The 25424-nt window shown below is 64.1% G+C and carries 26 protein-coding genes; 23 read left to right on the top strand and 3 right to left on the bottom strand.

Features of this window, described 5'->3' with window-relative positions; all coding sequences use genetic code 11:
• The first annotated feature begins 16 nt into the window (after nucleotides 1-16).
• From ACQ4WR_RS14745 to ACQ4WR_RS14705, 9 genes are all read left to right on the top strand, one after another.
• Nucleotides 17-508, top strand: coding sequence for an Hcp family type VI secretion system effector (locus ACQ4WR_RS14745; protein WP_102292490.1), 492 nt, complete (start codon nucleotides 17-19; stop codon nucleotides 506-508).
• A gap of 67 nt (nucleotides 509-575) precedes the next feature.
• Nucleotides 576-1067: a type VI secretion system baseplate subunit TssE gene (tssE, locus tag ACQ4WR_RS14740; RefSeq protein ID WP_102292511.1), complete on the top strand. Its 492-nt coding sequence runs from the start codon at nucleotides 576-578 to the stop codon at nucleotides 1065-1067.
• Nucleotides 1064-3721, top strand: coding sequence for a type VI secretion system ATPase TssH (gene tssH, locus ACQ4WR_RS14735; RefSeq protein WP_436488102.1), 2658 nt, complete (start codon nucleotides 1064-1066; stop codon nucleotides 3719-3721). Before tssE ends, tssH begins: the two co-directional genes overlap by 4 nt.
• A gap of 21 nt (nucleotides 3722-3742) precedes the next feature.
• Complete coding sequence (gene tssA, locus ACQ4WR_RS14730; RefSeq protein WP_436488100.1) at nucleotides 3743-4762, top strand: type VI secretion system protein TssA; 1020 nt, start codon at nucleotides 3743-3745, stop codon at nucleotides 4760-4762.
• Between the two features lie 33 nt (nucleotides 4763-4795).
• Nucleotides 4796-5596, top strand: coding sequence for a substrate-binding periplasmic protein (locus tag ACQ4WR_RS14725; protein ID WP_436488098.1), 801 nt, complete (start codon nucleotides 4796-4798; stop codon nucleotides 5594-5596).
• Nucleotides 5597-5618: 22 nt separating this feature from the next.
• Nucleotides 5619-6131 (top strand): lipocalin family protein, encoded by a 513-nt coding sequence (locus ACQ4WR_RS14720; RefSeq protein ID WP_102292494.1) that lies wholly within the window; start codon nucleotides 5619-5621, stop codon nucleotides 6129-6131.
• Nucleotides 6132-6393: 262 nt separating this feature from the next.
• Nucleotides 6394-8157, top strand: coding sequence for a methyl-accepting chemotaxis protein (locus ACQ4WR_RS14715; RefSeq protein ID WP_436488096.1), 1764 nt, complete (start codon nucleotides 6394-6396; stop codon nucleotides 8155-8157).
• Nucleotides 8158-8262: 105 nt separating this feature from the next.
• Nucleotides 8263-8937: a tRNA-uridine aminocarboxypropyltransferase gene (locus ACQ4WR_RS14710; RefSeq protein ID WP_436488094.1), complete on the top strand. Its 675-nt coding sequence runs from the start codon at nucleotides 8263-8265 to the stop codon at nucleotides 8935-8937.
• Nucleotides 8938-9065: 128 nt separating this feature from the next.
• Complete coding sequence (locus tag ACQ4WR_RS14705; protein ID WP_436488330.1) at nucleotides 9066-10208, top strand: PA0069 family radical SAM protein; 1143 nt, start codon at nucleotides 9066-9068, stop codon at nucleotides 10206-10208.
• A gap of 188 nt (nucleotides 10209-10396) precedes the next feature.
• On the opposite strand, the gene ACQ4WR_RS14700 is transcribed toward ACQ4WR_RS14705, so the two are convergent.
• The gene (locus ACQ4WR_RS14700; RefSeq protein WP_436488092.1) at nucleotides 10397-11011 is read right to left on the bottom strand and encodes a gamma-glutamylcyclotransferase; all 615 of its coding nucleotides are present in this window, start codon (nucleotides 11009-11011) and stop codon (nucleotides 10397-10399) included.
• Nucleotides 11012-11040: 29 nt separating this feature from the next.
• Nucleotides 11041-11997, bottom strand: a complete 957-nt coding sequence (locus tag ACQ4WR_RS14695; RefSeq protein ID WP_436488090.1) for a LysR family transcriptional regulator — start codon at nucleotides 11995-11997, stop codon at nucleotides 11041-11043.
• Nucleotides 11998-12123: 126 nt separating this feature from the next.
• Here ACQ4WR_RS14695 and ACQ4WR_RS14690 point away from each other — a divergent pair, with 126 nt between their 5' ends.
• The 3 genes from ACQ4WR_RS14690 to maiA are packed head-to-tail and all read left to right on the top strand — an operon-like array spanning nucleotide 12124 to nucleotide 14410.
• Complete coding sequence (locus ACQ4WR_RS14690; protein ID WP_102292498.1) at nucleotides 12124-12657, top strand: VOC family protein; 534 nt, start codon at nucleotides 12124-12126, stop codon at nucleotides 12655-12657.
• Nucleotides 12658-12716: 59 nt separating this feature from the next.
• Nucleotides 12717-13745 (top strand): fumarylacetoacetate hydrolase family protein, encoded by a 1029-nt coding sequence (locus tag ACQ4WR_RS14685; protein ID WP_436488088.1) that lies wholly within the window; start codon nucleotides 12717-12719, stop codon nucleotides 13743-13745.
• Nucleotides 13746-13759: 14 nt separating this feature from the next.
• Nucleotides 13760-14410 carry a maleylacetoacetate isomerase gene (gene maiA, locus ACQ4WR_RS14680; RefSeq protein ID WP_436488087.1) on the top strand — a complete coding sequence of 217 codons (651 nt, stop codon included), beginning with the start codon at nucleotides 13760-13762 and terminating at the stop codon, nucleotides 14408-14410.
• Nucleotides 14411-14438: 28 nt separating this feature from the next.
• On the opposite strand, the gene ACQ4WR_RS14675 is transcribed toward maiA, so the two are convergent.
• Nucleotides 14439-16103 (bottom strand): diguanylate cyclase, encoded by a 1665-nt coding sequence (locus ACQ4WR_RS14675; protein ID WP_436488085.1) that lies wholly within the window; start codon nucleotides 16101-16103, stop codon nucleotides 14439-14441.
• A gap of 351 nt (nucleotides 16104-16454) precedes the next feature.
• On the opposite strand from ACQ4WR_RS14675, the gene ACQ4WR_RS14670 reads away from it, so the two are divergent.
• The 11 genes from ACQ4WR_RS14670 (at nucleotide 16455) to ACQ4WR_RS14620 (ending at nucleotide 24971) form a co-directional block, all read left to right on the top strand.
• Nucleotides 16455-17258, top strand: a complete 804-nt coding sequence (locus ACQ4WR_RS14670; RefSeq protein WP_436488084.1) for a uracil-DNA glycosylase family protein — start codon at nucleotides 16455-16457, stop codon at nucleotides 17256-17258.
• Between the two features lie 38 nt (nucleotides 17259-17296).
• Nucleotides 17297-17848 carry a riboflavin biosynthesis intermediates N-glycosidase gene (gene ybiA / locus ACQ4WR_RS14665; RefSeq protein WP_436488082.1) on the top strand — a complete coding sequence of 184 codons (552 nt, stop codon included), beginning with the start codon at nucleotides 17297-17299 and terminating at the stop codon, nucleotides 17846-17848.
• A gap of 348 nt (nucleotides 17849-18196) precedes the next feature.
• Nucleotides 18197-18673, top strand: coding sequence for a Fe-S cluster assembly transcriptional regulator IscR (gene iscR, locus ACQ4WR_RS14660; RefSeq protein ID WP_065310626.1), 477 nt, complete (start codon nucleotides 18197-18199; stop codon nucleotides 18671-18673).
• Nucleotides 18674-18713: 40 nt separating this feature from the next.
• A complete protein-coding gene (locus ACQ4WR_RS14655; RefSeq protein ID WP_436488080.1) occupies nucleotides 18714-19970 on the top strand; it encodes an IscS subfamily cysteine desulfurase in 1257 nt (418 codons plus the stop codon).
• Between the two features lie 55 nt (nucleotides 19971-20025).
• Entirely contained in the window at nucleotides 20026-20412 is a 387-nt protein-coding gene (gene iscU, locus ACQ4WR_RS14650) for a Fe-S cluster assembly scaffold IscU (protein WP_034750082.1), read from the top strand.
• Between the two features lie 158 nt (nucleotides 20413-20570).
• Complete coding sequence (iscA, locus tag ACQ4WR_RS14645) at nucleotides 20571-20891, top strand: iron-sulfur cluster assembly protein IscA (RefSeq protein WP_034750079.1); 321 nt, start codon at nucleotides 20571-20573, stop codon at nucleotides 20889-20891.
• Nucleotides 20892-20957: 66 nt separating this feature from the next.
• Nucleotides 20958-21473, top strand: a complete 516-nt coding sequence (gene hscB, locus ACQ4WR_RS14640) for a Fe-S protein assembly co-chaperone HscB (protein WP_436488078.1) — start codon at nucleotides 20958-20960, stop codon at nucleotides 21471-21473.
• Between the two features lie 108 nt (nucleotides 21474-21581).
• Nucleotides 21582-23468: a Fe-S protein assembly chaperone HscA gene (gene hscA, locus ACQ4WR_RS14635; RefSeq protein WP_436488076.1), complete on the top strand. Its 1887-nt coding sequence runs from the start codon at nucleotides 21582-21584 to the stop codon at nucleotides 23466-23468.
• Between the two features lie 61 nt (nucleotides 23469-23529).
• Nucleotides 23530-23871, top strand: coding sequence for an ISC system 2Fe-2S type ferredoxin (gene fdx / locus ACQ4WR_RS14630; protein WP_034750070.1), 342 nt, complete (start codon nucleotides 23530-23532; stop codon nucleotides 23869-23871).
• Nucleotide 23872: 1 nt separating this feature from the next.
• A complete protein-coding gene (iscX, locus tag ACQ4WR_RS14625; protein WP_102292506.1) occupies nucleotides 23873-24067 on the top strand; it encodes a Fe-S cluster assembly protein IscX in 195 nt (64 codons plus the stop codon).
• Complete coding sequence (locus ACQ4WR_RS14620) at nucleotides 24054-24971, top strand: class I SAM-dependent methyltransferase (RefSeq protein ID WP_436488074.1); 918 nt, start codon at nucleotides 24054-24056, stop codon at nucleotides 24969-24971. Before iscX ends, ACQ4WR_RS14620 begins: the two co-directional genes overlap by 14 nt.
• The last annotated feature ends 453 nt before the right edge of the window (nucleotides 24972-25424 follow it).

Genomic DNA, 25424 nt, shown 5'->3' with positions numbered 1-25424 from the left:
ACCACAGGAGCACACCATGGCAATCGATGTATATCTGCACATAGACGGCATCAAGGGCGAGTCCACCGACGACAAGCACAAGGAATGGATCGAGTGCAAATCGGTCAGCTGGAGTGTGGAGCAGCCGAAGTCCGCCACCGCCTCCACGGGCGGCGGCCACACGGCCGAACGCTGCGAACACAAGGACATCGTCATCTCGAAACTGGCCGACCTGTCCTCGCCGGTGCTGCTGCAGACCTGCTCGGCCGGCAAGACCATCCCCAAGGCGCGCTTCGAGTTCATGCGCGCCGACGGCCAGGGCGAGCGCGTCAAGTATTTCGAGATCGAGATCGAGAATGTGCTGATCGGCGCGGTCACGCCCAACGTGGAGGAGGGCGACATCCTCGGCGAGCATGTCGGCTTCAAGTTCTCGAAAGTCAAATGGAAGTACACGCAGCAAAAAGTGACGGGCGGCGCCGGCGGCAATACCTCGGGCGGCTGGGACCTGGCGGCCAACCGCGTGGCCTGATCCACCCTTGCGCGGCGCGCGGCGGACAGTCTCCGGCGCGCGCCGCGCCGACTTGTCGGGAGCCTGCATGGATACCTATGTACCGGGCCTGTTCGATCGCCTGATGGGCGATGCCGGCGGCGCACATGGCGCGGGCGGCGCCGGCGGTGTGGTGGCGCACCTGTCGCTGGAACAGCTGAAGGACGCGGTGGCGCGCGACCTCGAGGAATTGCTGAATACGCGCATGGCCCTGCCTGCGGGCGCGCTGGACGCCTACCCGGAATGCGCGGCCTCGATCGTCAATTATGGCCTGATCGACTTTGCCGGCATGTGCCTGTCGAGCAGCGATGACCGTGCGCGCATCTGCGCCGCGCTGAAAGCGGCCATCGAACGCCACGAGCCGCGCCTGCGCCATGTGCGCGCGCGCCTGGAACGCGAGGCGGGCGGCATCAACCGGGTCGGCTTCGTCATCAGCGGCACCCTGGTGGTGCGGTGCGGCGGCGAGGCGGTCAACTTTGACGCCGTGCTGCAGCCGTCGTCGCTGCGCTATTCGATCAACCGCAAGGGAGCCGCCGCATGAGCAATAACCTGAAAACCTTGATTGGCAAACTGAATGACACGGCGCGCACGGCCGCCACGCGCGCCGCCGGCATCTGCGTGGGCCTGGGCCAGTATGAAGTCGATATCGAACACCTGTTTTTGGCCCTGCTGGAGCAGGAGCGCAGCGATTTCGTCACCATCGCGCGGCGTAGCGAAATCAGCCTGACGGCGCTGGAAGCGGACTTGCGCCGCGAGATTGGCGGCTTCAAGACGGGCAGCGCGCGTACGCCCGTGTTTTCTCCCCACTTGCCGCTGCTGTTCGAGCACGCCTGGCTGATCGCCTCGCTGGCTGCCGGGCCGGCCGGTGCGGCCCGCCCGGCCAGCATTCGCAGCCGGCACTTGCTGCTGGCGCTGCTGACGGAGCCGGAACTGGCGCAGCTCGCGTATCGCGGCTCGAAACTGTTCGCGCGCTTCAGCGTGGAGCAATTGAAACACCATCCCGACAAATTGACGGCCGGTTCCCTGGAAGAGGACAGCGCGGCGGCGCCGCCGCTCGCCGAAACAGCCGCCGACCCGGTGACGGCCCTGGCGACGAAAACCCCGGCGCTCGACCAGTTCACCACCGACCTGACGCAGCTGGCGCGCGACGGCAAGCTCGATCCCGTGATCGGCCGCGAGGCGGAGATTCGCCAGGCCGTCGACATCCTGCTGCGCCGGCGCCAGAACAATCCGATCCTGACGGGCGAGGCGGGCGTGGGCAAGACGGCCGTGGTGGAGGGACTGGCCTTGCGCATCGCCGCCGGTGACGTGCCCGAGGTGCTGCAGGGCGCGCACATCCACACGCTCGACATGGGCTTGCTGCAGGCCGGCGCCAGCGTGAAGGGCGAGTTTGAAAGCCGTCTGAAAAACGTCATCGACGAGGTGGCGAAAAGCCCGCACCCGATCATCCTCTTCATCGACGAGGCGCACACCATGATCGGCGCCGGCGGCCAGGCGGGGCAGAACGATGCGGCCAACCTGCTCAAGCCGGCGCTGGCGCGCGGCGCCCTGCGCACCATCGCCGCCACCACCTGGAGCGAATACAAGAAATACTTCGAGAAGGATGCGGCGCTGGCGCGGCGCTTCCAGGTCGTGAAGGTGGAAGAACCGAGCGAGGAGATCGCCTGCGCCATGCTGCGCGCCATGGCGCCATTGATGGAGCGGCATTTCGGCATCCGCGTGCGCGACGCTGCCATCGTCGATGCCGTGCGCCTGTCGCACCGCTATATCAGCGGGCGCCAGCTGCCCGACAAGGCCATCAGCGTGCTCGATACGGCGTGCGCCAAGGTGGCGCTGGGGCAGAGCGCCACGCCGGCGCAGCTGGAAAACGCGCATCGCCAGCACGAGCGCAGGGGCGCGGAAATTGCCGCCCTGGAGCGCGAGGCGGCCGATGGCGAAGTGGCCGGCAAGGCGGGTGTGGCGCGGCTGGCGCAGCTGCGTCGCGAACATGACAGCGGCCAGGCGGCGATCGCCTCGCTGGCGCAGCGCTGGGAACGCGAAAAGGCGCTGGTGGCGCAGATCGGCGCCTTGCGTGCGCAGCTGCGCGACGAGCGGCCGGGCGAAGGCGGCGCGGCGCGCCTGCTGGCGCTGAAGGAAGAACTGGCGGCGCTGCAGGGCGAAGCGCCACTGGCGCCGCTGGAAGTCGATGCGCAGGTGGTGGCGGGCATCGTCGCCGGCTGGACCGGCATCCCGCTGGGGAAAATGGTCAAGGACGACATCCGCAGCGTGCTGGCGCTGGATTCGGCGCTGCGCGAACGGGTGCTGGGGCAGGATCACGTCATCGATGCGGTGGCGCAGCGCGTGCGCACGGCGCGCGCCAGCCTGGATGACCCCAACAAGCCGCAGGCCGTGTTCCTGTTCACGGGGCCATCGGGCACCGGCAAGACGGAAACGGCGCTGGCGCTGGCCGAACTGCTGTACGGCGGCGAGCGCAAGCTCATCACCCTGAACATGAGCGAGTACCAGGAGGCGCACAGCGTGGCCGGCCTGAAAGGTTCGCCGCCCGGCTATGTTGGCTATGGCGAGGGCGGCGTGCTGACGGAGGCCGTGCGGCGCCAGCCCTACAGCGTGGTGCTGCTCGACGAAGCGGAAAAAGCCCATCCCGATGTGCTGGAACTGTTCTTCCAGGTGTTCGACAAGGGCGTGCTCGATGATGCGGAAGGGCGCGAAGTCGATTTCCGCAACACCATCATCATCGCCACCTCGAATCTGGGGTCGGCCGCCATGATGGCCGCCTGCCTGAACCGCACAGCGGAAGAACTGCCCACGCCGGCCGCGCTGGAAGCACTGGTGCGCCCGCAACTGGTGGCACATTTCAAGCCGGCCCTGCTGGGGCGCCTGCAGGTGCTGCCGTTCTATCCTTTGACCGATACGGTGCTGGCCGAGATCATCCAGTTGAGGCTGGCGCGCATCGGCGCGCGCATCGCGCGCAACCACCAGGCGCAGTTCAGCCACGACGCGGCGCTGGTCGAGGCGGTGCTGGCGCGCTGCACCGAGGTCGATTCGGGCGCGCGCAATGTCGATCAGATCCTCAATGGCAGCGTGCTGCCGGCGATTGCAGAAGCGGTGCTGGCGCGCATGGCCGATGGCGAGCCGGTGGCGTCCATCCGTGTCGGCGCCAGCAAGCAGGGGCAGTTCAAATACACCATTAAATAAACCCATCCGCCGGAGAGCGCCATGTTCAATCTGGAGCAGTTGCTGCACCCCGTCAGCGCCGTCAGCCCGTGCGGCGATGACATCACCTTCAGCCAGGAGCTCGACGCCATCGCGCGGGCGCGCCTGCACGACGACCCGAGCCTGGACCAGGGCGAGTGGGTGACTGTGCTCAAGGAGGCGGACTGGCCGTTCGTGGCAACGCGCTGCGAACAGCTGATCGCCTCGCACAGCAAGGACTTGCGCGTGGCCGTATGGCTGGCCGAGGCGCATGCCAAGACGCGGCACTTCCGTGGCCTGGGCGATGGCTATGCGCTGCTGGCCGGCCTGTGCGAGCGCTATTGGGAAGGCTTGTATCCGGCGGCCGACGAGGGCGACCATGAACAGCGCATCGGCAACCTGTTCTGGCTGCTGTCGCGCACACCGCAGCTGCTGCGCGAGATCCCGCTGACCGATGGCGCCGATGGCCAGTTCGCGCTGCAGGATTTCGATGCGGCGCGCCAGCGCGCGGCGAATGCCGTGGCGCCCGAGCAGGGCTGGGGCGATGCGCATGGCGAGGAGGGCGCCAGCCTGGCACAGATGGAGACGGCGCGGCAGAAGACTCCGCGCGCCTTTTCCGATGCCCTGCTGGCCGATGCGCAGTATTGCATGCAGTCGCTGCTGGCGTTCGAACGCAGCGTCGACGCGCGCTTCGGCGCCGACGGCCCCAGCTTTCGCGCCGCCCGCGAAGCGCTGGAAAGCGCCATCCACTTCATCGCCCCGCTGGCGCCCGGCGCCGATTTTGCGACCGCGTTGCCCGGCGCGTCGCCAGGCGCCGGCAGCGGCGGCGCCATCGTGCAGCGCCAGCAGGCACTGGCCCAGCTGCGCCAGGTGGCCGATTTCTTTCGCCGCACGGAGCCGCACAGCCCTGTAGCCTACCTTGCTGACAGGGCTGCCAGCTGGGGCGAACTGCCCTTGCACCTGTGGCTGCGCGCCGTCGTCAAGGACCAGGGCACCCTGGCGCAGCTCGACGAAATGCTGGGCACGGGCAGCACGAACGGCTGACGCGATGGGCGCCTTCCATGCTACCCTGCCAGCATGTTCAGAACGCTCCTTGTCCCTGCCGCGCTATGCCTGTCCCTCGCCGTCAGTGGCCTGGCGCAGGCGGCGCAGCCGGTCGTACTGTATGGCGACGACGACTATCCGCCGTACTCGTATGTCGAGAACGGCCAGCTGAAAGGCATCTATACGGAAATCGTGCGCGCAGCGGCGCTGGCCATGCCGCAGTACCAGGTGCAGCTGCGCCCCGTGCCCTGGAAGCGCGGCGTGGTGATGCTGCAGACGGGTGAAGCGTTCGCCCTGTATCCGCCGTATTCCTGGCGCAGCGAGCGGCCGTACGTGCGCTATTCCGTGCCGCTGCTGATGGAGCAGCTGGTGGTGTTCTGCAATCAGGACGTGCTGGCCAGACGCAGCCTGCAGCACTGGCCCGCCGATTATGGCGGCTTGCACATCGGCGTGAACGCCGGTTTTCTGCTGGGTGATGCGGGCCTGATGCAAGACCTGCAAACGCGCAAAATCGTGCTCGATCCTGCCAAGGGCACGCGCACGAATTTGCTCAAGCTGATGCGCGGGCGTATCGATTGCTATGTCAGCGACCGCCTGTCGGCCCAGTGGGAACTGCAGCGTATCGCCGGCGACAGCCGCGCCGGCACGCCGCGCCAAGCGATCCACGAGACGGCGCAGCTGGCCAGCCAGCAGGGGCACGTGGGTTTTACCGTGCGCCAGCCGGCACAGTATCCGTACCGTGATGATTTCATCGCGCAGTTCAATGCAGCCATCGCGCGCATGCAGCACAATGGCGCGATCCGGCGAATCGTCGAGCGGGCGCTGCCACCCTGAACTATGACTTTTGGAGAGAACGATGAAGAAACTGCTATTGCTGTGCATGGTGCTGCTGGCCGGCTGCGTGGGCCGGCCCGACAATATCGTGCCCGTGACGAATTTCGATACCACCCGATATCTGGGCAAATGGTATGAGATCGCACGCCTCGACCATTCCTTCGAACGGGGACTGAGCCATGTGACGGCCGACTACAGCCTGCGCCAGGATGGCGGTCTGAAAGTGCTCAACCGCGGCTACAAGGATGCGGACGCGGCATGGAAGGATGCCGAGGGCAAGGCGTATTTCGTCGACAAGAAAGATGTGGGCTATCTGAAAGTGTCGTTTTTCGGCCCCTTCTATGGTTCCTACATCATCTTCGACCTGGATCAGCAGGACTACAGTTACTCGCTGATCAGCGGGCCCGACAAATCCTACTTGTGGTTGCTGTCGCGCACGCCGACGATGGATCCCGCCGTGCAGCAGCGCCTGATCGACAAGGCCCAGGGCCTGGGTTTTGATACGTCAAAATTGATCTATGTGAAACAAAACTGAGTTTTTCCCCGTGCCGCCCGCTCGTGGCGGCACCTTGCCTTCTGCTTGTTGCTTTTCTGCATGTTATTTCTTGCAATGCCCTCCTGATTCACTCACAATCAGCACCAAGGTAGTGCATATGCGGCGCCGTGGACGCCGGGTATGCCTGCACCCTGCGGCCCCACTTTCACGATTGCCAGTCGGTAAATGCTTGCTATAGTGAATGGTAGCAACGCCAGCCCAGCGGCAACCGTGCAGTGTTCTTTTAGATAGGAAACTCGCAATGAAAAACCTCAAGATTGGCGTGCGTCTCGGTGGCGGTTTTGCCGCCGTATTGCTGCTGCTGACGTCCTTGACCGTGGTGGGCATCGTGCAGATGCAAAGTGCCAGCAAGGAAACCGATGCCCTCGTCAACGTCAAGGTGCGCAACGAGCGCCTGATCGGCGAGTGGACCAAGGTCATCGAGGTGAACGCGGCGCGCACGGCGGCCGCCTGGAAGGTCAGCGATCCCGCGCATCAAAAACAATTCGAGACGGAAATGGCGGCCTCGTCCGCACGCGCCACGGAAATCCAGAACGATATCGGCAAGAGTCAGCTGAATGCGGAAGAGCAGGCCCTGTACCAGGAAGTGCTGAGCACGCGCAAAGCCTATACCGAGGTGCGCAAGAATGTCTTCAAGGCCAAGAACGCGGGCGACCTGGAACTGGGCACGCGCCTGTATGAAGGCGACATGGCCGTCAAGCGCGACATCTACCTGGCGTCGCTGAAAAAGCTGGAAGTGCTGGAAGCCAAATTGCTCAACGATACCGCCGCGCAAATCCGTTCGCGCTACGAAAATGGCCGCTTGCTGCTGATCTCGCTGGGCGTGGCCGCCATCCTGCTGGGCATTGCCTGCGCCTACTGGATCACCCGTTCGATCACGCGGCCCATCACGCGCGCCGTCGAGGTGGCTGAAGCCGTTTCCGCAGGCGACCTGACCAGCCATATCGTCGTCGAAAGCCGCGATGAAACGGGGCAATTGATGCATGCGCTGAAAAACATGAACGACAAGCTGGTGAGTATCGTCGGCCAGGTGCGCGCCGGTACCGATTCCATCAGCACGGCGTCAAGTGAAATCGCCGCCGGCAACCTGGACTTGTCGTCGCGCACGGAACAGCAGGCCAGCTCTCTGGAAGAGACCGCTTCTTCCATGGAAGAACTGACCTCCACCGTCAAACTCAATGCCGACAATGCGCGCAGCGCCAACCAGCTGGCCATCGACGCTTCGCAAATCGCCAGCAAGGGCGGCGCCGTGGTGTCCGAAGTGGTCAGCACCATGGGCTCGATCAACGATTCCTCGCGCAAGATCGTCGACATCATCAGCGTCATCGACGCCATCGCCTTCCAGACGAATATCCTGGCCTTGAACGCGGCCGTCGAAGCGGCCCGTGCTGGCGAGCAGGGCAGGGGCTTTGCCGTGGTGGCATCCGAGGTGCGCAACCTGGCGCAGCGGTCCAGCCAGGCGGCCAAGGAAATCAAGGGCTTGATCGACGATTCCGTGCAAAAGGTCGAGGCCGGTTCGCAACTGGTGGACAAGGCGGGCCGCACCATGGATGAAATCGTGCAAAGCATCAGCCACGTGACGCAGATCATGAATCAGATCACGGACGCCAGCGACGAGCAGCGCACGGGCATCGAACAAGTCAACCAGGCCATCGGCCAGATGGACCAGGTGACGCAGCAAAACGCGGCCTTGGTGGAAGAGGCCGCCGCCGCGGCGGAATCGATGCAGGAGCAAGCGGCCAAGCTGGCCGACGTGGTGGGCTTGTTCAAGCTGGATGCCACGCAGCAATATGTGTCGGCAGGCGTGGCGAACCGCCCGGCCGCAGCCAGGCCTGCAGCAGCCAAACCCGTCGCGCGGCGTGCCGTGACCGCTACTGCGGGCATCGCCACTTCCGCCGCCCGCACGGGCAGTGGCGCTGCCAAGGCAGTCAAAGCGGACACCTTGCGCCCCGCCAGCCCACGCGCGCCGGTCGCTTCGGGCGCCGATGAATGGGAAGAGTTCTAAGCGCGGCGCAGCGCGCGGCTCGGCGTTTCCCCACGCCGGACAACCCGCAGGCATGGCGCGGGCGCTACAATCGCGGCTTGAAGAACACCGCGAACGCGCTCCGCCATGACTACCCGCAGTACCATTGATCCCTCCCAGACCGGCGCCGCCCATCCAGCGGCAACCGTCAAGCGCACGCGCTGCCCCGTCTGCCTGCGCGCAACAGCCAGCTGCATCTGCCGCTGGATTTCCGCCATCCCCCACACGGTCGAGGTGCTGATCCTGCAGCATCCGCTGGAAGTCCACAATGCCAAGGGCAGCGCACGCTTGCTGCACCTGAGCCTGCCCAACAGCCGCATGCTGACGGGCGAACAGTTCGCCCCGGCCATTCTTGCCGCACTGCTGGCGGACAAGCACAATGTGCTGCTGTACCCGGATACGCCGGGCGACCGTTCGCTGGGCATCGCGCCGCCGCCCGCGCTCGACCCGGCCATCCTGCTCGATCCTGCGCAGCTGCGCCTGGTGGTACTGGACGGCACCTGGCGCAAGAGCCGCAAGATGCTGTACCTGAACCCGCAGTTGCAGCAATTGCCACGCCTGCCATTGCGCGACACGCCCGCCTCCCATTACCTGATCCGCAAGGCGCATGCGCCCGACCAGTTATCGACCCTGGAAGCGACTTGCTATGCCCTGATGCAGTTGGAGCAGGACGTGCCGCGTTTCGTTCCGCTGATCGCGGCGTTTGACGGTTTTGTCGCGCAGCAGTTGAGTTATGTCATGCCGCACGGTGAAAAAGCTTGAAATAGCACCATGGCAGCCCTTGATCTTGGCCGAACAGCGGCATAGTATACTGTACGTATATACAGTTGATGGGGCCGTTCATGAAAGCAATCATTCCGGAACACGATGACAGCTTTGCCGGGCAAGTGATGCTGCCGCCGCAATCGCTGAAAGCTGGCAAGGGACGCGGCGCCGTATCGAACCTGCAAGGCCGCTACGAGGTGCACGCGCGTGCCGGCTTCGATGACGGCTGGAGCGTGGCGGGGAACGACGAGGCGGAGGGGGAAGGCGGCGCGCCAGCCTGGAAGACGCAGGTCAGCGATGAGCAGGCACGCACCATCCTCACGCGCAACGCCTCGCCCGACTTGCCATTCAACGTATCCTTGAATCCGTATCGGGGCTGCGAGCATGGCTGCATTTATTGCTTTGCGCGTCCCACGCACAGCTATCTGGGCCTGTCGCCCGGGCTCGACTTTGAAAGCCGCATCTATGCCAAGGTGAATGCGCCTGAACTGTTGCGGCGCGAGCTGGCCAAGCCATCCTATGTGCCGGAACCGATCGCGCTCGGCGTCAATACGGATGCGTATCAGCCGTGCGAGCGCGAACGGCAACTGACGCGGCGCGTGCTTGAAGTGCTGAGCGAGTGCGACCATCCGGTGGCGCTGATCACGAAATCGTCGCTGATCGAGCGCGACATCGATTTGCTGGCGCCCATGGCGGCCAGGCGCCTGGCTGCCGTGGCCGTCACCGTCACCACGCTCGATCCCGCCATCGCGCGCACCCTGGAGCCACGCGCCGCCGCCCCGGCGCGGCGCTTGCGCACCATCCGCACCTTGACGGAGGCGGGCATTCCCGTGGGCGTGAGTATCGCGCCCATCATCCCCTTCGTCACCGAGCCGGAAATCGAACAGCTGCTCGAAGCCGTGCGCGACGCGGGCGCCATCCACGCCCATTACGTGGTGCTGCGCCTGCCATGGGAAGTGAGCCCGCTGTTCCAGCAGTGGCTGGAAGCGCACTTCCCGGAGCGGGCCCAGCGCGTGATGAACCGGGTGCGGGAAATGCGCGGTGGCAAGGATTACGACAGCGCGTTCGGCACGCGCATGCAGGGCGAAGGCGTCTGGGCTGACCTCATCCGTCAGCGCTTTGAAAAAGCCGTGCATCGGCTGGGCCTGCACGGCAAGGGCGGCCGCTTCAAGCAGCTCGATTGCACCCAGTTCCGCCGGCCGCTGGTGGTGCCGCCGCTGGGCAACAAGGCGAAAGGGGGCAATGCCGGGCAGCTGGACTTGTTTTAGAACGTGCGGCGCTGCCGTTGCCGGAAGCCAGGCGTGCCGCCGTGCCATGCGCAGGGGCAACGCTGTGAAGAGGGCGCGGCTGGGGGCACGTGCCGGTGGCGCGCGTCTGCTGTGCTGCGTGCTGCGCTGTCTGCTATCCAGTCCGCTGCGCTGTCTGCTATGTCGTCAGCTGCGCTGGCGCGGAAGGCTCAGGGCGTCGGGTCCGTGGCTGGCGTTTCCCTGAGCTGCGCCAGATGCTGTTCGATGGCGAAGACGTGCGGGTCGGTCTTGCCCAGTTCGCGTAGCGCGCTGGCCAGGTGCAGCAGGTAGTCGCTGTTCGGGCCACTGGGGCCGCTTGACCGGGCGATCTGGCGCGCGATATCGAATTCGGACGCGGCGCCCAGAAAGGCCGCGTTTTCCTCGTTGGCGATGTACACCAGGCCTTCGACCTTGCTGCCGTCGTCGAAGGTGATGTCGGTGGCCAGGCGCAGATAGCCGTTCTTTTCGCGGTGGTCGAGGTGGGCAAAGACTTCCGGCGTGATCAGGTAGGCCATGCCGTCGCACACGGCGCCCGCCTGCGGCACGAGGGTGACGACCCGGCCTGGCGCCAGCGGCGTGCCGCGGTGGTCGTGTGACCCTTGCCAGAAGCGCCGCGTCCAGCCTTCGATGCTGGCGGGACGGCGCTCGATGTAGGGAAAGTCCGCCTTGTAGATCAGCGAACCGTAGCCGAACAGCCAGACCTGTTCGTGGCCGTCGAATTTGTTCATGCGCTGGTTGATGGCGATGGTGGCGGCGTCGATGGACGACAGGTCAGGCTGGGTCATGGCGTAAGCGGTAAGGGGACGATGCTGGATTATAAGGCGCTGCCCGCCGCGCTGCCCGCCGGCGCTGCGTCGCGCGCGCCGCCCACATTCCACTCGTGCGTCTCGACGAACTGGAACAGGAAGGCCATGAAGCTTTCGGCCGCCGGCGACAGCGAGCGGCCCGTCTTGGTGTAGACGAAAAAGCGCCGCGTCAGTTCCGGCTCGTGCAGGGTGCGCATCTGCAGTTTATACAGCTTGACCATCGGTTCCGCATACGGCAGGCAGGCCGTGATGCCCAGGTTGGCGCTGACCATGGCCAGCGCCGTCGTCATGAAGGTCACTTCATTGTAGGGATTGAGCGACAGGTCGCGGAAAGAGCCATGCATGTCGCGCAGCAGGCGTTCCGTGAACTGGCCCTGCAGGGAAATGAACGGGTAGTCGGCCACGTCGGCCCAGGTGACGCGTTCTTTCTGCTGCAGCGGGTGCCGCTCGGGGAAGACCAGCACGAAGGGCATCTCGAACAGCACCTGCGCGGCGATTTCCGCCGTCGGATCGCGCTCCGGGCCGATGCCGAAATCGACTTCGCCGCTGAAGACGCGCGCCGGGACATTCTCCACGGGACAGTCGACCAGGCGCAGCTGCACTTCCGGGTGCGCCTGGCGATAGGCGGCGATCACTTCCGGCAGCAGGGTGCAGGCCATCATCTGCGGCGCGGCGATGCGCACCATGCCCGTTTTCAGTGCCTTGCGCTGGGCGATGCCGGCCATGGCGCCATCGAGATCCTCTATCATCTTTTCAAACAGCGGATACAGTTCGCGGCCGATTTCCGACAGCTGCGTCTTGCGCGTGCTGCGCTCGACCACGCGCACCCCCAGCACGCTTTCCAGTTCCTTGATCAAGCCGCTCAAGGCGGACTGCGTCACGTGCAGGTATTCGGCGGCCAGGGTAAAACTGCCGGTCTTGGCCAGCGCCACGAAGGCGCGCATCTGTCGCAAGCTGGGACTCATAAGATTATCCGATAAATCGATGGATAAAAATTGTTTGTATGATAGCTGTAACTCGATTCTAATGGTGAAAAGCTGAAAAATACGCCAGCCATCGCGCCCCGGGCGCATCCATCGGAGACAAACATCATGAAAATCAAGCAAATCCACCATGTCGCCTACCGCTGCATCGACGCGAAGAAAACCGTCGAGTGGTACGTCAAGCATTTGAACATGAATTTCGTCCTCGCCATCGCCGAAGACCTGGTGCCATCGACCAAGGCGCCGGACCCGTACATGCATGTCTTCCTCGACGCGGGCCAGGGCAATGTGCTGGCCTTCTTCGAGCTGCCGACGCAGCCGCCGATGGACCGCGACCGCAATACCCCGGCCTGGGTGCAGCACCTGGCGCTGGAAGTGGCCAGCATGGACGAACTGCTGGCCGCCAAGGAGCGCCTGGTCGCCGGCGGCATCGAGGTGCTCGGTCCCGTGAACCACGCCATCTTCCAGTCGATCTATTTCTTTGACCCGAACGGCCACCGCCTGGAGCTGGCGGCCAACGTGGGCACGCCCGAGATGATGGCCAAACTGGACGCCGTCAAATGGGAAATGCTGGAAGAATGGTCGCAGACGCGCCGCGCGCCGAAGCACGCCGCCTGGATGCATGCGCCGGCCGAGGCCTGAGCCGCAGCGCGCATCCCCACGCTGACGCCACTTCAAACAACCATCGAACAAGGAATACCATGAAACTCGCCACCCTGAAAAACGGCAGCCGTGACGGCGCCCTGATCCTCGTCAGCCGCGACCTGCGCCAGTGCCTCGCCGTCGCCGAGATCGCGCCCACCCTGCAGGCGGCGCTCGACGACTGGGACAGCATCGCGCCCAGGCTGGAAATCGCCTACGCGGCCCTGAACGCAGGCACGGCGGCCGGCGCCCAGCCATTTGCCGCCAGCCTGTGCCACGCGCCGCTGCCGCGCGCCTACCAGTGGGCCGACGGTTCGGCCTACATCAACCACGTGGAACTGGTGCGCAAGGCGCGCAACGCGGAAGTGCCGGCCTCGTTCTACACGGATCCGCTGATGTACCAGGGCGGTTCGGACAGCTTCATTGGCCCGCGCGACCCGATCTTCGCCCTGTCGGAAGAGTGGGGCATCGACCTGGAAGCGGAAGTGGCCGTCGTCACGGGCGACGTCGCCATGGGTGCCAGCGTGGTCGACGCGGCGAACGCCATCCGCCTGGTCATGCTGGTCAACGACGTCTCCTTGCGCAACCTGATCCCGGGCGAACTGGCGAAAGGTTTTGGTTTCTTCCAGTCGAAGGCGGCCAGCGCGTTTTCGCCCGTCGCCGTCACGCCCGATGAACTGGGTGCCGACTGGGCAGACAGCAAGCTGCACCTGCCATTGCTGGTGGACCTGAACGACAAACCCTTCGGCAAGCCGAATGCGGGCGAAGACATGACATTCAATTTTGCCCAGCTGGTTGCCCACGCGGCGAAGACGCGCGAACTGGGCGCCGGCAGCATCGTCGGTTCCGGCACCGTGTCGAACAAGCAGGGCAATCTGTTCGGATCGAGCATCGAGAACGGCGGCGTCGGTTACTGCTGCCTGGCCGAGGTGCGCATGTACGAAACCATCGAGCACGGCGCGCCAAAGACGGCCTACCTGAAGTTCGGCGACACGGTGCGCATCGAGATGCGCGACGCGGCCGGCGCCAGCATCTTCGGCAGCATCGAGCAGACGGTGGCCCCGTACGCTGGCGCCACGCGCGCCTGAGGGGAGGGCGCCCCATGAAGCTGTACACCTATTTTCGCAGTTCGGCCGCCTACCGCGTGCGCATTGCCCTGAACCTGAAAGGCATTGCCTACGACAGCATCCCCGTGCATTTGCTGCAGGACGGCGGCCAGCAGCTGCTGCCGGCCTACCGCGCCGTCAATCCGTCGGCGCTGGTGCCGGCGCTCGACGACGAGGGCGCCATCCTGACGCAGTCGCTGGCCATGCTGGAATACCTGGAAGAGACGCGCCCCGGCGTGCCGCTGCTGCCGCCCGATGCGCTCGGGCGGGCAAGAGTGCGCGCGCTGGCGCTGGCGATCGCCTGCGACGCCCATCCGCTGACGAACCTGCGCGTCCTGAAATACCTGAAGAACACGCTGGGCCTGTCGGAAGAGGCCAAGCAGGAGTGGTACCGCCACTGGATGGCCGAAGGGCTGGCGGCGTTTGAGGCGCTGCTGGCGCAGGGCGACCCGGAGGGCACGCGGCTGTTCTGCCACGGCGACGGCCCGACGCTGGCCGACTGTTGCCTGGTGCCGCAAGTGTTCAATGCGCAGCGCTTCGCCATCGATCTCGCGCCTTATCCGCGCGTGGCGCGCATTCACGCGCATTGCGCCAGCTTGCCGGCGTTTGCCGCCGCGCATCCGTCGCGGCAGCCTGACGCGGAATAAGACATCAGGAGGGCGGCAGCAGGGTGCTTCAGGCCCACTCCACCCGGTCGCGCCCGGCGTGCTTGGCGCGGTACAGGGCCTGGTCGGCGCGGATCAGCAGGTCGGTCAGGCTGTCCGGTTCCCGCCGGGCTGGCGCCGTGGCTTGCGGCGCACTCGACGTCACGCCGATGCTGATGGTCAGATTGACCAGCTGGCCGTCATCGCACTCCACCCGCAGGTGGGCCGCCGCGATGCGCAGGCGCTCGGCCACTTCCAGCGCCACCGGCAGCGTCGTTTCCGGCATCAGCAGCACGAATTCCTCGCCGCCGAAGCGCGCCGCCGTATCCATGCCGCGCGTGACGCTGCGCAGGACCTGTGCCACGGCGACGATGGCGCGGTCGCCCGCGTCGTGGCCATGGCGGTCATTGATGCGCTTGAAGTGGTCGATGTCGATCATCAGCAGCGACAGCGTGTGGCCGAAGCGCTGCGCGCGTTCCAGCTCCTCGCCCAGGCGCAGGGTCATCATGCGGCGGTTGCCCAGCCCTGTCAGCGGGTCCGTCGTGGCTTGCTGCTCCAGGCGCGAATTGGCCACCAGCAGTTCCAAGGTACGCTGCAGGACCCGCTCCTCGAGCAGCGTGCGTTCCTCATGCAGGGTTGCCAGGGTGGCGCGGCGGCTGCGCTGCGCCAGCATCAGCGCCGTGATCAGCGCCGCCTGCAGCACGATCAGCGACAGCCCGGCGATGATCTGCCAGTGGTATTGCGCCCACAGCCCCTGCGGCCGGTTCAGGATGCGCGCCTCGGGCGGCAGCTGGCGCAAGCCGAAGCGCCGTATGGCGGCATCGTCGAAGATATACGCCTGCATGCCATTGGCGTCCGGCGCGCGGCCCTGCAGGATGCGCGCGATGGTGCGCCCGACTTTTTCTCCGCTGATCACATAGCCGCCCACCACGCCGGGCAGTATCAGCGATTCGACGCTGGTGAAAATGGGCACGGCGCTGCGCGAGGCCAGGTCGCGCGCCACGTCGGGCGGCGTGGTGCGCTCGCCCAGCACGTCGCGGTAGACGGGCAGCAGGTAGATGGCGCTGCCGCTGCCCAGCGCTTCGGTGCGGCGCCGCAGTTCTTCCTGGCTCAGGTGATCCCAGAAGTCGACCCGCAGGCGGCCCTGGTAGGGCGCGCTGGCGCTGCGCAGGGCGGCGATCCACGCCTGGCCGCGCGCGCTGCCATCGCCGACGATGGCGATATGGCGCAGCGCCGGCAGCACTTGCAGCATGACGGCGATGGCCTTGGGAAAATCGTGGCGCACATCGAGATTGACGCCGTCGCCGGGCGCCCAGTCCTGCCGTCCCTGGTTGACATAGTAGCGCGGCACGCCGGGAAACAGCTTCGGGTGCTGGCTGAGGAACTGCGCCGCCAGGTAGTTTTCCGTGATGATGGCGTCGAGGTGCACCATCCTGTACTTGGTTTGCAGGTAGGTCTCCAGCCCGGCCACGGCGGGCTGCTCGCCCACGCGCACAGAATCGAGCCGTTCTTCAAAGATGCCGGGCGCGGCGCTCCAGTTCTGGTTCGCCAGTTCCGCGCTGATGCCCCTGCGGATCAGCGTTTGCCACAGCGACGAGGCATCGCTGCCCAGCGAATACAGCACCAGCACCTGCCTCGGCGCCGGGTGCGCTGTTTCGGGCGCCGTCGCCGCTTGCGCGTGGACGGGAAGCGGCATGGCGCAGCCTAGCCATAGGAGCAGGCCCAGCCAGAGCCGGCGTGGCGTATCGCGCAATCGTGTCAGGTAGTGGTCATGCATGTGAAAGGCAGTTTGTTTAGAACTTGCCCGGACGCAATGAGCGTAGGTGGATTGGAGAATCCGGTAAGCACTATTTCTTGATATGGCTCAAGTTCCAAGGAAACCAGTCTAGCATTGACGGGCGCTATTGGCGCATATGCATTGTAATTTTTGATAGTGTTGTTGCTATTGCGGTATTGCTGTTGAGTATGGCAACTGTGTGGTTTCAACAATGCTGGCAGGCCCGTAGCTTGCATCCGTGCGCTACAATTTGCCTTTGCGCAATTCACCATGCCTTCCATGACCGCCAGTTCCCTGTCCGTTCCGACCATTCCTGCCAGCATCACCGATGCCCTGTCCCTGGCGCACGCTTCCTGGCGGCCCAGTTTGCTGCGCGGCCTGCACGCCGTGATGGCGGCCGACCCTGCTTATTTGCCGGCGCTGGCCGCCAATGATTACCTGCCCACGCAAGGCAGGCTGTTTGCCGCTTTTGCCTTGCCGCTGGCGCAGGTGCGCCACGTGCTGGTGGGCGAGGGGCCGTATCCGCGCGCCGAGAGCGCCACGGGCGTGTGTTTCATGGATGGCGCCGTCGGCAGCCTGTGGTCGGCCACGGGCCTGTCGAAACCCGTCAACCGCGCCACGTCGCTGCGCAACTTCATGAAGATGCTGCTGGTGGCCGATGGCCAGCTGCAGGGCGGCGATACGTCCGGTGCCGCGATGGCGCCCGTGGCGGCGGCCGCGCAGCAGGCCGGCAGCGGCGTCATCCAGACCTTGCCCGAGCTGCAGCGCAAGATGACGGAGCAGGGTTTCCTGCTGCTCAACGCGGCGCTGGTGTTCCGTGCCCACGTGCCGCCCGTGCAGGATGCGCGCGGCTGGCTGCCCTTCCTGCAGGTAGTGCTGGAAGCGCTGGCGCGGCAGGGTGGCGCGACCTTGCCGCAACTGGTGCTGTGGGGCAAGATTGCCGAGCTGGTCAAGCGCCTGCCGGTGGCGGCAATGCTGCCGCAGGTGACGGCCGAACATCCGTATAATCTGTCCTTTATTGGCAATCGCGACATGCAGGCCCTGTTTGGCCCGATGCAGCTGTTGCGTGCTTGAGAGTGAATTGGCGCCTGTCTGGCGGAAGTCCGGGGAATATGCAAATTAGCAATACTGAAGAATTGAAGGCGTGGATAGCGGCGGGCGGCGTGCCCGACTATCTGTATTTCTGGGGCCATACGCCGGCCCAGCCGCAAGTGGCCGACAAAAGCTGTTTCAGCCAGTGGTTTCCGTCGCCGTTCAGCCTGGCTGGCGTGACGTATGCCACGGCAGAGCACTACATGATGGCGCAAAAGGCCGCCCTGTTCGGCGACACCGCCGTGCAGGCGCGCATCGTGGCGGCAGAGCGGCCGTCGGAAGTCAAGAAACTGGGGCGCGAGGTGGCCAACTTTGACGCCAAGGTGTGGGAGGCGGCGCGCGTCGGCATCGTCTTCGATGGCAACTTCGCCAAGTTCTCGCAAAAACCCGCGCTGCGCAAGTTTCTGCTGGGCACGGGCGAGCGCGTCATCGTCGAAGCCAGTCCCGTCGACCGCATCTGGGGCGTGGGCCTGGCGTCGGATAATCCGCGCATCGCCGATCCTGCCACCTGGGACGGCTTGAACCTGCTGGGCTTTGAACTGATGAAGGTGCGCACCGCCCTGCGGGGATGATCGCGCCCGACCAAACCTGCTGCGCGTCGGCATAGGTGGCCTGCGATGCTCACCGGCGCGGCGGCGCCGTACCAAGTACGGTTGCGCTTCTCGGCCACCTCTCCCTCCCGCTCGCGGCGGTTTTGTCAGGTGCCGTGAGGCCGGCGATTTTCCGATTGTTGTTTTCCAGATGCCGCCGCGCCTGGCGCGGCCGGCCATGCCCCTGCCAGCCCTGTGGTCATCGAGGGGCGCTCTGACAAACCCCGCCGAATTTGTTATACTTGACTAAATCATTCAACTACTCAGGGTTTGAGGAGTTGAAAAACCGCAATATTTTAAACCAGTTATTGAACAGTTGACCGAGGATGTATGCGTCTGACTACAAAAGGCCGTTTTGCCGTGACAGCGATGATCGATCTTGCCCTGCGCCAGGGCAAGGGTCCGGTCACCCTGTCCGGCATCAGCCAGCGCCAGTCGATTTCCCTGTCCTACCTGGAACAGCTGTTCGGCAAGCTGCGCCGGCATGAGATCGTCGAATCGATCCGTGGTCCCGGTGGCGGCTACAGCCTGGCGCGCCGTGCGGACAAGGTGACGGTGGCCGACATCATCATCGCCGTCGACGAACCGCTCGACGCCACGCAGTGCGGCGGCAAGGAACATTGCCATGGCGCCGACGCGGCCACGGGTGCGCGCTGCATGACGCATGAATTGTGGTCCACACTCAACGAAAAAATGGTCGATTATCTGGATTCTGTGTCCTTGCAGGACCTGGTCGACCAGCAGAGACAAAAGAATGCCGAGCAAAGCGTGATGGTGATGCACCGTAACCACGCGGCCCTCGGTTGATAATGACAAAAATACCAGTTGCTGATTGCAGGAGTTATTGATGAACGCCCCAGAAAAAAACGTAGGCCAAATGCACTTTGAAACCGCACCGCATTTCCCGATCTACATGGATTACTCGGCTACCACGCCGATCGATCCACGCGTCGCCGACAAGATGATTCCTTACCTGCGCGAGCAGTTCGGCAATCCGGCATCGCGCAGCCACATGTATGGCTGGACGGCGGAAAAAGCCGTGGAAGAGGCACGCGGCCACGTGGCGGCCCTGGTGAACGCCGATCCGCGCGAAATCATCTGGACTTCCGGCGCGACGGAAAGCAACAACCTGGCCATCAAGGGCGCGGCGCAGTTCTACAAGACCAAGGGCAAGCACATCATCACCGTCAAGACCGAGCACAAATCGGTGCTCGACACGGTGCGCGAACTGGAACGCATCGGCTTTGAAGCGACGTATCTGGAACCGCAGGACAACGGCCTGATCACCGTCGAGCAGCTGGCCGCGGCCGTGCGCCCGGACACCATCCTCGTGTCGGTCATGCTGGTGAACAACGAAATCGGCGTGATCCAGCCGATCGACGAGATCGGCGTATTCTGCCGCTCGAAAGGCATCATCTTCCATTGCGACGCCGCGCAAGCGACGGGCAAGGTCGTCATCGACCTGCAAAAGACCAAGGTCGACCTGATGACCTTCACGGCGCACAAAACCTACGGCCCGAAAGGCGTGGGCGCGCTGTACGTGTGCCGCAAGCCGCGCGTGCGCCTGGAAGCGCAGATGCACGGTGGCGGCCATGAGCGCGGCCTGCGCTCTGGCACCCTGCCAACGCACCAGATCGTCGGCATGGGCGAAGCGTTCCGCATCGCCAAGGAAGAAATGGACAGCGAAATCGGCCGCATCCTGGCCTTGCGCGACCGCCTGGCCAAGGGCCTGCAAGAGATCGAAGAAGTTTATATCAACGGCGACATGGACCACCGCGTGCCGCACAACCTGAACGTGAGTTTCAACTACGTCGAAGGCGAGTCGCTGATCATGGCGATCAAGGATATCGCCGTGTCGTCCGGTTCGGCCTGCACCTCGGCCAGCCTGGAACCATCGTACGTGCTGCGCGCCCTTGGCCGCAGCGACGAACTGGCGCACAGCTCGATCCGCTTCACCATCGGCCGCTTCTCGACCGAGGAAGACATCGACTTCGCCGTCAACCTGCTGAAATCGAAAGTACACAAGCTGCGCGAACTGTCGCCGCTGTGGGACATGTTTAAAGATGGTATTGACATCAATTCCATCCAATGGGCTGCCCACTAACCAACACCGTGGCCCCTGCCAATGGGGCCGGCAAGAATATTAAAGGAGCATCAAAATGGCTTACTCGGACAAAGTACTCGATCACTACGAAAACCCGCGCAACGTGGGCGCTTTCGACAAGGGTGATGAAACCATCGGCACCGGCATGGTCGGCGCGCCCGCCTGCGGCGACGTGATGAAACTGCAGATCAAGGTCGGCGCCGATGGCCTGATCGAAGATGCGAAATTCAAGACCTACGGCTGCGGTTCGGCCATCGCGTCGAGCTCGCTGGTGACCGAATGGGTCAAGGGCAAGACCCTGGACCAGGCGCTGGCCATCAAAAATACGCAGATCGCCGAAGAACTGGCGCTGCCGCCAGTGAAGATCCACTGCTCCATCCTGGCGGAAGACGCCATCAAGGCAGCGGTGCTGGATTACCAGACCCGTCATCCGGCAGCGTAAGAGCGCCTGAGAAAACGCCCATGGCGGCGTTGCATTGCCTTGTCGTACTAGTCGTACTGCCTTCGGCAATGCGCCTTGCCCTGAACGTTTTTCAGGCACTCTAGAATTTGTTGGATTTTGATACCTGTTCCCATGTGGGAGCAGGAGCGGAGAAATACATGATCACACTGACCGAAAAAGCGGCAAAGCACATCAACCGCTATATCGAACGGCGCGGCAAGGGCATGGGCCTGCGCTTCGGCGTGCGTACCACGGGCTGCTCTGGCCTGGCTTACAAGCTCGAATATGTCGATGAAGCGGCGGCCGAAGACAGCGTCTTCGAATCGCATGGCGTGAAGGTCTTCGTCGACCCGAAAAGCCTGCCGTACATCGATGGCACGGAACTCGATTTCGCGCGCGAAGGCTTGAACGAAGGCTTCAAGTTCCACAATCCGAACGAAAAGGACGCCTGCGGCTGCGGCGAGTCTTTCAGGATTTAAATAGCTGGCAAGACCCCGGTCGGTGCGCTGTACCCATCGATTGCGGTACAGCGACCACCGACAATTATGCAAAACCACTTCGAATTATTCCAGTTGCCGGCGCAATTCGCGCTCGACATGAGCGCGCTCGACGCTGCCTACCGCGATGTGCAGGGCAAGGTCCACCCGGACCGTTTCATCAATGCCAGCAGCGCCGAAAAAAGGGTGGCCATGCAATGGGCCACGCGCGCCAATGAAGCCTACCAGACCCTGAAAAGCCCGCAAAAGCGCGCCCAATACCTGTGCGAAATCAATGGCGTCGACCTGCAGACGGAATCGAACACGGCCATGCCCGTGAGCTTCCTGATGCAGCAGATGGAGTGGCGCGAAGAGCTGGGCGATGCCCGTGCCGGCAAGGATGCCGACGCGCTCGACGCGCTGGACCGCCAGCTGCGCGCCGAACGCAAGGCCTTGCTGGCCCAGGTGGGTGCGCAGCTCGACGCTGCCGACTATGTCAATGCCGCGCAAAGCGTGCGCGCCCTGATGTTCCTCGACAAGTTCGGCGAGGAAGTCCGTTTTGCCTATGAGGCGATCGAAGCCTGATCTCCGGATAGCTTGACCGGCGTGCCAAGCGCCAGTCTGGCGCGCGTCTTATAATGCGCAACAGGCATCAGCTGCATCACGCAAAAAATTAATCGAGGCACGAATACAATGGCACTTCTGCAAATTTCCGAACCAGGCATGTCGACCGCGCCGCACCAGCACCGCCTGGCCGTCGGCATCGATCTGGGCACCACCAATTCCCTGGTCGCCACCGTCCGCAACAGCATCCCCGAGGTGCTCAACGATGAAGACGGGCGCTCCTTGCTGCCGTCCGTCGTGCGCTACCTGCCGAACGGCCACGCCAACATCGGCTACAAGGCCCTGGCCGCGCAAACCACCGATCCGAAGAACACCATCGTTTCCGTCAAGCGCTTCATGGGCCGCGGCCTGGCCGACATCGCTTACGCGGAAAACCTGCCTTATGATTTCCAGGATACGCCTGGCATGGTGCAGCTGAAAACCGTGGCCGGCGTGAAAAGCCCCGTCGAAGTGTCGGCGCAAATCCTCGCCACCTTGCGCCAGCGCGCGGAAGATTCCCTCGGCGACGACCTGGTCGGCGCCGTCATCACCGTGCCCGCCTACTTCGACGACGCGCAGCGCCAGGCAACGAAAGATGCGGCGCAGCTGGCCGGCATCAACGTGCTGCGCCTGCTGAGCGAGCCGACGGCCGCCGCCATCGCCTACGGCCTCGATAACGCGTCCGAAGGCGTGTACGCCGTGTACGACCTCGGTGGCGGCACCTTCGACATCTCGATTTTGAAACTCAGCAAGGGCGTGTTTGAAGTGCTGTCCACGGGTGGCGATTCGGCCCTCGGTGGCGACGATTTCGACCGCCGCCTGTTCTGCTGGATCAGCGAGCACGCCAAGCTGGCGCCGCTGTCCGACGAAGACACGGCGATCCTGCTGGTGAAGGCGCGCGAAATCAAGGAACTGCTGTCGACCAAGTCCGAAACGACGATCGACGCCGTGCTGAACTCGGGCGAAGAGATCCACCTGCGCATCACGGCCGAGGAATTCGTCAAGATGACGCAGCACCTGGTCGCCAAGACCATGAACGCCATCAAGAAGGCGCTGCGCGACGCCAACGTGGATGCGGACGATGTCGACGGCGTGGTGATGGTGGGCGGCGCCACGCGCATGCCGCATGTGCAGCGCGCCGTCAGCGAATTTTTCCACACGACGCCGCACGCGAATATCGACCCCGATAAAGTGGTGGCGCTGGGCGCGGCCATCCAGGCCAATCTGCTGGCCGGCAACCGCGCCGCCGGCGACGACTGGCTGCTGCTGGACGTGATCCCGCTGTCGCTGGGTATCGAAACCATGGGCGGCCTGGTGGAAAAGATCATCCCGCGCAATTCGACCATTCCCTGCGCCAGAGCCCAGGAATTCACGACCTTCAAGGATGGCCAGACGGCGCTGGCCGTGCACGTGCTGCAGGGCGAGCGCGAACTGGTGAGCGACTGTCGTTCGCTGGCGCGTTTTGAATTGCGCGGCATTCCACCGATGGTGGCGGGCGCCGCGCGCATCCGCATCACCTACCAGGTCGATGCGGACGGCTTGCTGTCGGTCTCGGCGCGCGAGCTGCGCTCGGGCGTGGAAGCGTCGATCAGCGTCAAGCCGGCCTACGGCCTGGGCGACGATGACATCGCCCGCATGCTGCAGGATTCCTACACCTCGGCCGATGTCGACATGGTGGCGCGCGCGCTGCGCGAAGAGCAGGTGGAAGCGGAACGCATCCTGCTGGCCACGCAGTCGGCGCTGGATGAAGACGGCGGCTTGCTCGACGCGGATGAGCGCGTTGTTGTCGATGGCTTGATGCAGCGCGTGCGCGACGCCATCGCCCAATCGCAGAGCGGCGCCATCGATCACCAGGCCTTGAAGCTGGCGATTGAAGCGCTGGCCGACGGCACCGAGGATTTCGCCTCGCGCCGCATGGACCGCAGCGTGCGCACTGCCTTGACGGGCAAATCCCTGGACCAGGTCGTACAAGACTAATTGAACAGCGCGCCGCCGAAACTGCGGCCGCGCTCCGAATGACAGACTGAAAGAAGAAACCATGCCACAAATCGTTATCCTGCCGCACGCCAAGCTTTGCCCGGACGGCGCCGTCATCGAAGCACCGGCCGGCAAGTCCATCTGCGACATCCTGCTGGAAAACGACATCGACATCGAGCACGCCTGCGAAAAATCGTGCGCCTGCACCACCTGCCACGTGCTGGTACGCGAAGGCATCGAGTCCCTGAACGAAGCGACGGAACTGGAAGAAGACATGCTGGACAAGGCCTGGGGCCTGGAAGCCGTGTCGCGCCTGTCGTGCCAGTCCATCGTGGCCGAGGCGGACCTCGTCGTCGAGATTCCGAAATACACGATCAACCAGGTCAGCGAAGGCAGCCACTAAGATGAAATGGTCCGATATCACCGCGATCGCCGAAGCGCTGTTCGACACGCATCCGGACATCGATCCCCTGACCGTGCGCTTCACCGACCTGCATAACTGGGTGGTGGCGCTGGACGGCTTCGACGATGACCATACGCGCGGCGGCGAAAAAGTGCTTGAAGCGATACAGATGGCGTGGATCGATGAAGCGCGCTAAGGGCGCGGCAACCGCCGCCACCGCAGTCGCCGTGCCGAAGGACATCATCACGGCCGCCAGCAACATGCCCGAGATCAAGGATGGCCAGTCGGTTGCCTTGCTGCAGGAATTGCACATCCTGACGCGCGACGGCAAGATGAACCAGGACAGCCGCCGCAAGCTCAAGCAGGTGTACCACCTGACGCAGTTCATCGAGCCGCTGCTGCGCGAAGTGCAGCTGGACCATCCCGGTGTCTCGCTGGTTGACCACGGCGCCGGCAAGTCGTATCTGGGCTTCATCCTGTACGACCTGTTCTTCAAGAACGGCAACGACGGTTCGCACATCTACGGCATCGAGACGCGCGAAGAGCTGGTGCAGCGTTCGCAGGAATTGGCGCAGAAGTTCAAGTTCCCCGGCATGTCGTTCCTGCCGCTGTCCGTGGCCGAATCGACGGAGTCAAACTTGCTGCCCCAGCAGATCGACATCGTCACGGCCCTGCACGCTTGCAACACGGCCACCGATGACGCGATCCACTTCGCCCTGAAGAAAAAGGCGAAGTTCATGGTGCTGGTGCCATGCTGCCAGGCCGAAGTGGCGTCCGTGCTGAAAAAGAACAAGGGCAAGAGCCTGGGCAAGAATGTGCTGACGGAACTGTGGCGCCACCCGCTGCACACGCGCGAATTCGGCAGCCAGATCACCAACGTGCTGCGCTGTTTGCAACTGGAAGCGCACGGCTACCAGGTCAGCGTGACGGAACTGGTGGGCTGGGAGCATTCGATGAAGAATGAACTGATCATCGCCAGCTACAAGAACCTGCCGCGCCAGCGTCCGACCGAGCGCCTGCAGGAAGTGCTGCAGACATTGGGCCTGGAAGAGATGGGCCACCGTTTCTTTGCCGAAGAGTTGGCCAAGGCGACAGCCTGACTTGTCGGATGACGCGTTCCGCCAATCCAGGCTACCAAACCCGCCACGGCCGCGTAGGTCGGATTAGCGCGACAGCGCGTAATCCGACAAACACCAGCAACAGCCAGCAGGTCACGTAGGTCTGATTGTTGGATTACGCGTTCCGCTAATCCAACCTACCAAACCCGCCACGGCCGCGCAGGTCGGGCAGGTCGCGTAGGTCGGATTAGCGCGACAGCGCGTAATCCGACAATCACCGGGTAATCAGCAACAACGGCAACAAGCCGCGTAGGTCTGATTGTTGGATTACGCGTTCCGCTAATCCAACCTACCAAACCCGCCACGGCAGCGCAGGCCGCGCAGGTCGCGTAGGTCGGATTAGCGCGACAGCGCGTAATCCGACAAACACCAGCAACGGCAAGCGGGTCGCGTAGGTCTGATTAGCGCACGAACGCGTAATCCGACCAACACCCG

The sequence above is a fragment of the Janthinobacterium amylolyticum genome (assembly GCF_051380655.1).
GTDB lineage: Bacteria > Pseudomonadota > Gammaproteobacteria > Burkholderiales > Burkholderiaceae_D > Janthinobacterium.
This window is presented reverse-complemented; position numbering and strand designations above follow the sequence as displayed.

Bases quoted from the DNA above. Each gene is read 5' to 3' on its own strand.
- ACQ4WR_RS14620 (WP_436488074.1), top strand. From the start codon at position 24,054: ATGAAGCGCGCTAAGGGCGCGGCAACCGCCGCCACCGCAGTCGCCGTG.
- iscX (WP_102292506.1), top strand. From the start codon at position 23,873: ATGAAATGGTCCGATATCACCGCGATCGCCGAAGCGCTGTTCGACACG.
- fdx (WP_034750070.1), top strand. From the start codon at position 23,530: ATGCCACAAATCGTTATCCTGCCGCACGCCAAGCTTTGCCCGGACGGC.
- ACQ4WR_RS14655 (WP_436488080.1), top strand. From the start codon at position 18,714: ATGAACGCCCCAGAAAAAAACGTAGGCCAAATGCACTTTGAAACCGCA.
- iscR (WP_065310626.1), top strand. From the start codon at position 18,197: ATGCGTCTGACTACAAAAGGCCGTTTTGCCGTGACAGCGATGATCGAT.
- ACQ4WR_RS14670 (WP_436488084.1), top strand. From the start codon at position 16,455: ATGCCTTCCATGACCGCCAGTTCCCTGTCCGTTCCGACCATTCCTGCC.
- ACQ4WR_RS14685 (WP_436488088.1), top strand. From the start codon at position 12,717: ATGAAACTCGCCACCCTGAAAAACGGCAGCCGTGACGGCGCCCTGATC.
- hscB (WP_436488078.1), top strand. From the start codon at position 20,958: ATGCAAAACCACTTCGAATTATTCCAGTTGCCGGCGCAATTCGCGCTC.
- iscA (WP_034750079.1), top strand. From the start codon at position 20,571: ATGATCACACTGACCGAAAAAGCGGCAAAGCACATCAACCGCTATATC.
- tssA (WP_436488100.1), top strand. From the start codon at position 3,743: ATGTTCAATCTGGAGCAGTTGCTGCACCCCGTCAGCGCCGTCAGCCCG.
- ACQ4WR_RS14710 (WP_436488094.1), top strand. From the start codon at position 8,263: ATGACTACCCGCAGTACCATTGATCCCTCCCAGACCGGCGCCGCCCAT.
- ACQ4WR_RS14700 (WP_436488092.1), bottom strand. From the start codon at position 11,011: ATGACCCAGCCTGACCTGTCGTCCATCGACGCCGCCACCATCGCCATC.
- ACQ4WR_RS14715 (WP_436488096.1), top strand. From the start codon at position 6,394: ATGAAAAACCTCAAGATTGGCGTGCGTCTCGGTGGCGGTTTTGCCGCC.
- tssE (WP_102292511.1), top strand. From the start codon at position 576: ATGGATACCTATGTACCGGGCCTGTTCGATCGCCTGATGGGCGATGCC.
- ACQ4WR_RS14725 (WP_436488098.1), top strand. From the start codon at position 4,796: ATGTTCAGAACGCTCCTTGTCCCTGCCGCGCTATGCCTGTCCCTCGCC.
- ACQ4WR_RS14705 (WP_436488330.1), top strand. From the start codon at position 9,066: ATGCTGCCGCCGCAATCGCTGAAAGCTGGCAAGGGACGCGGCGCCGTA.
- ybiA (WP_436488082.1), top strand. From the start codon at position 17,297: ATGCAAATTAGCAATACTGAAGAATTGAAGGCGTGGATAGCGGCGGGC.
- iscU (WP_034750082.1), top strand. From the start codon at position 20,026: ATGGCTTACTCGGACAAAGTACTCGATCACTACGAAAACCCGCGCAAC.
- tssH (WP_436488102.1), top strand. From the start codon at position 1,064: ATGAGCAATAACCTGAAAACCTTGATTGGCAAACTGAATGACACGGCG.
- hscA (WP_436488076.1), top strand. From the start codon at position 21,582: ATGGCACTTCTGCAAATTTCCGAACCAGGCATGTCGACCGCGCCGCAC.
- ACQ4WR_RS14745 (WP_102292490.1), top strand. From the start codon at position 17: ATGGCAATCGATGTATATCTGCACATAGACGGCATCAAGGGCGAGTCC.
- ACQ4WR_RS14695 (WP_436488090.1), bottom strand. From the start codon at position 11,997: ATGAGTCCCAGCTTGCGACAGATGCGCGCCTTCGTGGCGCTGGCCAAG.
- ACQ4WR_RS14720 (WP_102292494.1), top strand. From the start codon at position 5,619: ATGAAGAAACTGCTATTGCTGTGCATGGTGCTGCTGGCCGGCTGCGTG.
- ACQ4WR_RS14675 (WP_436488085.1), bottom strand. From the start codon at position 16,103: ATGCCGCTTCCCGTCCACGCGCAAGCGGCGACGGCGCCCGAAACAGCG.
- ACQ4WR_RS14690 (WP_102292498.1), top strand. From the start codon at position 12,124: ATGAAAATCAAGCAAATCCACCATGTCGCCTACCGCTGCATCGACGCG.
- maiA (WP_436488087.1), top strand. From the start codon at position 13,760: ATGAAGCTGTACACCTATTTTCGCAGTTCGGCCGCCTACCGCGTGCGC.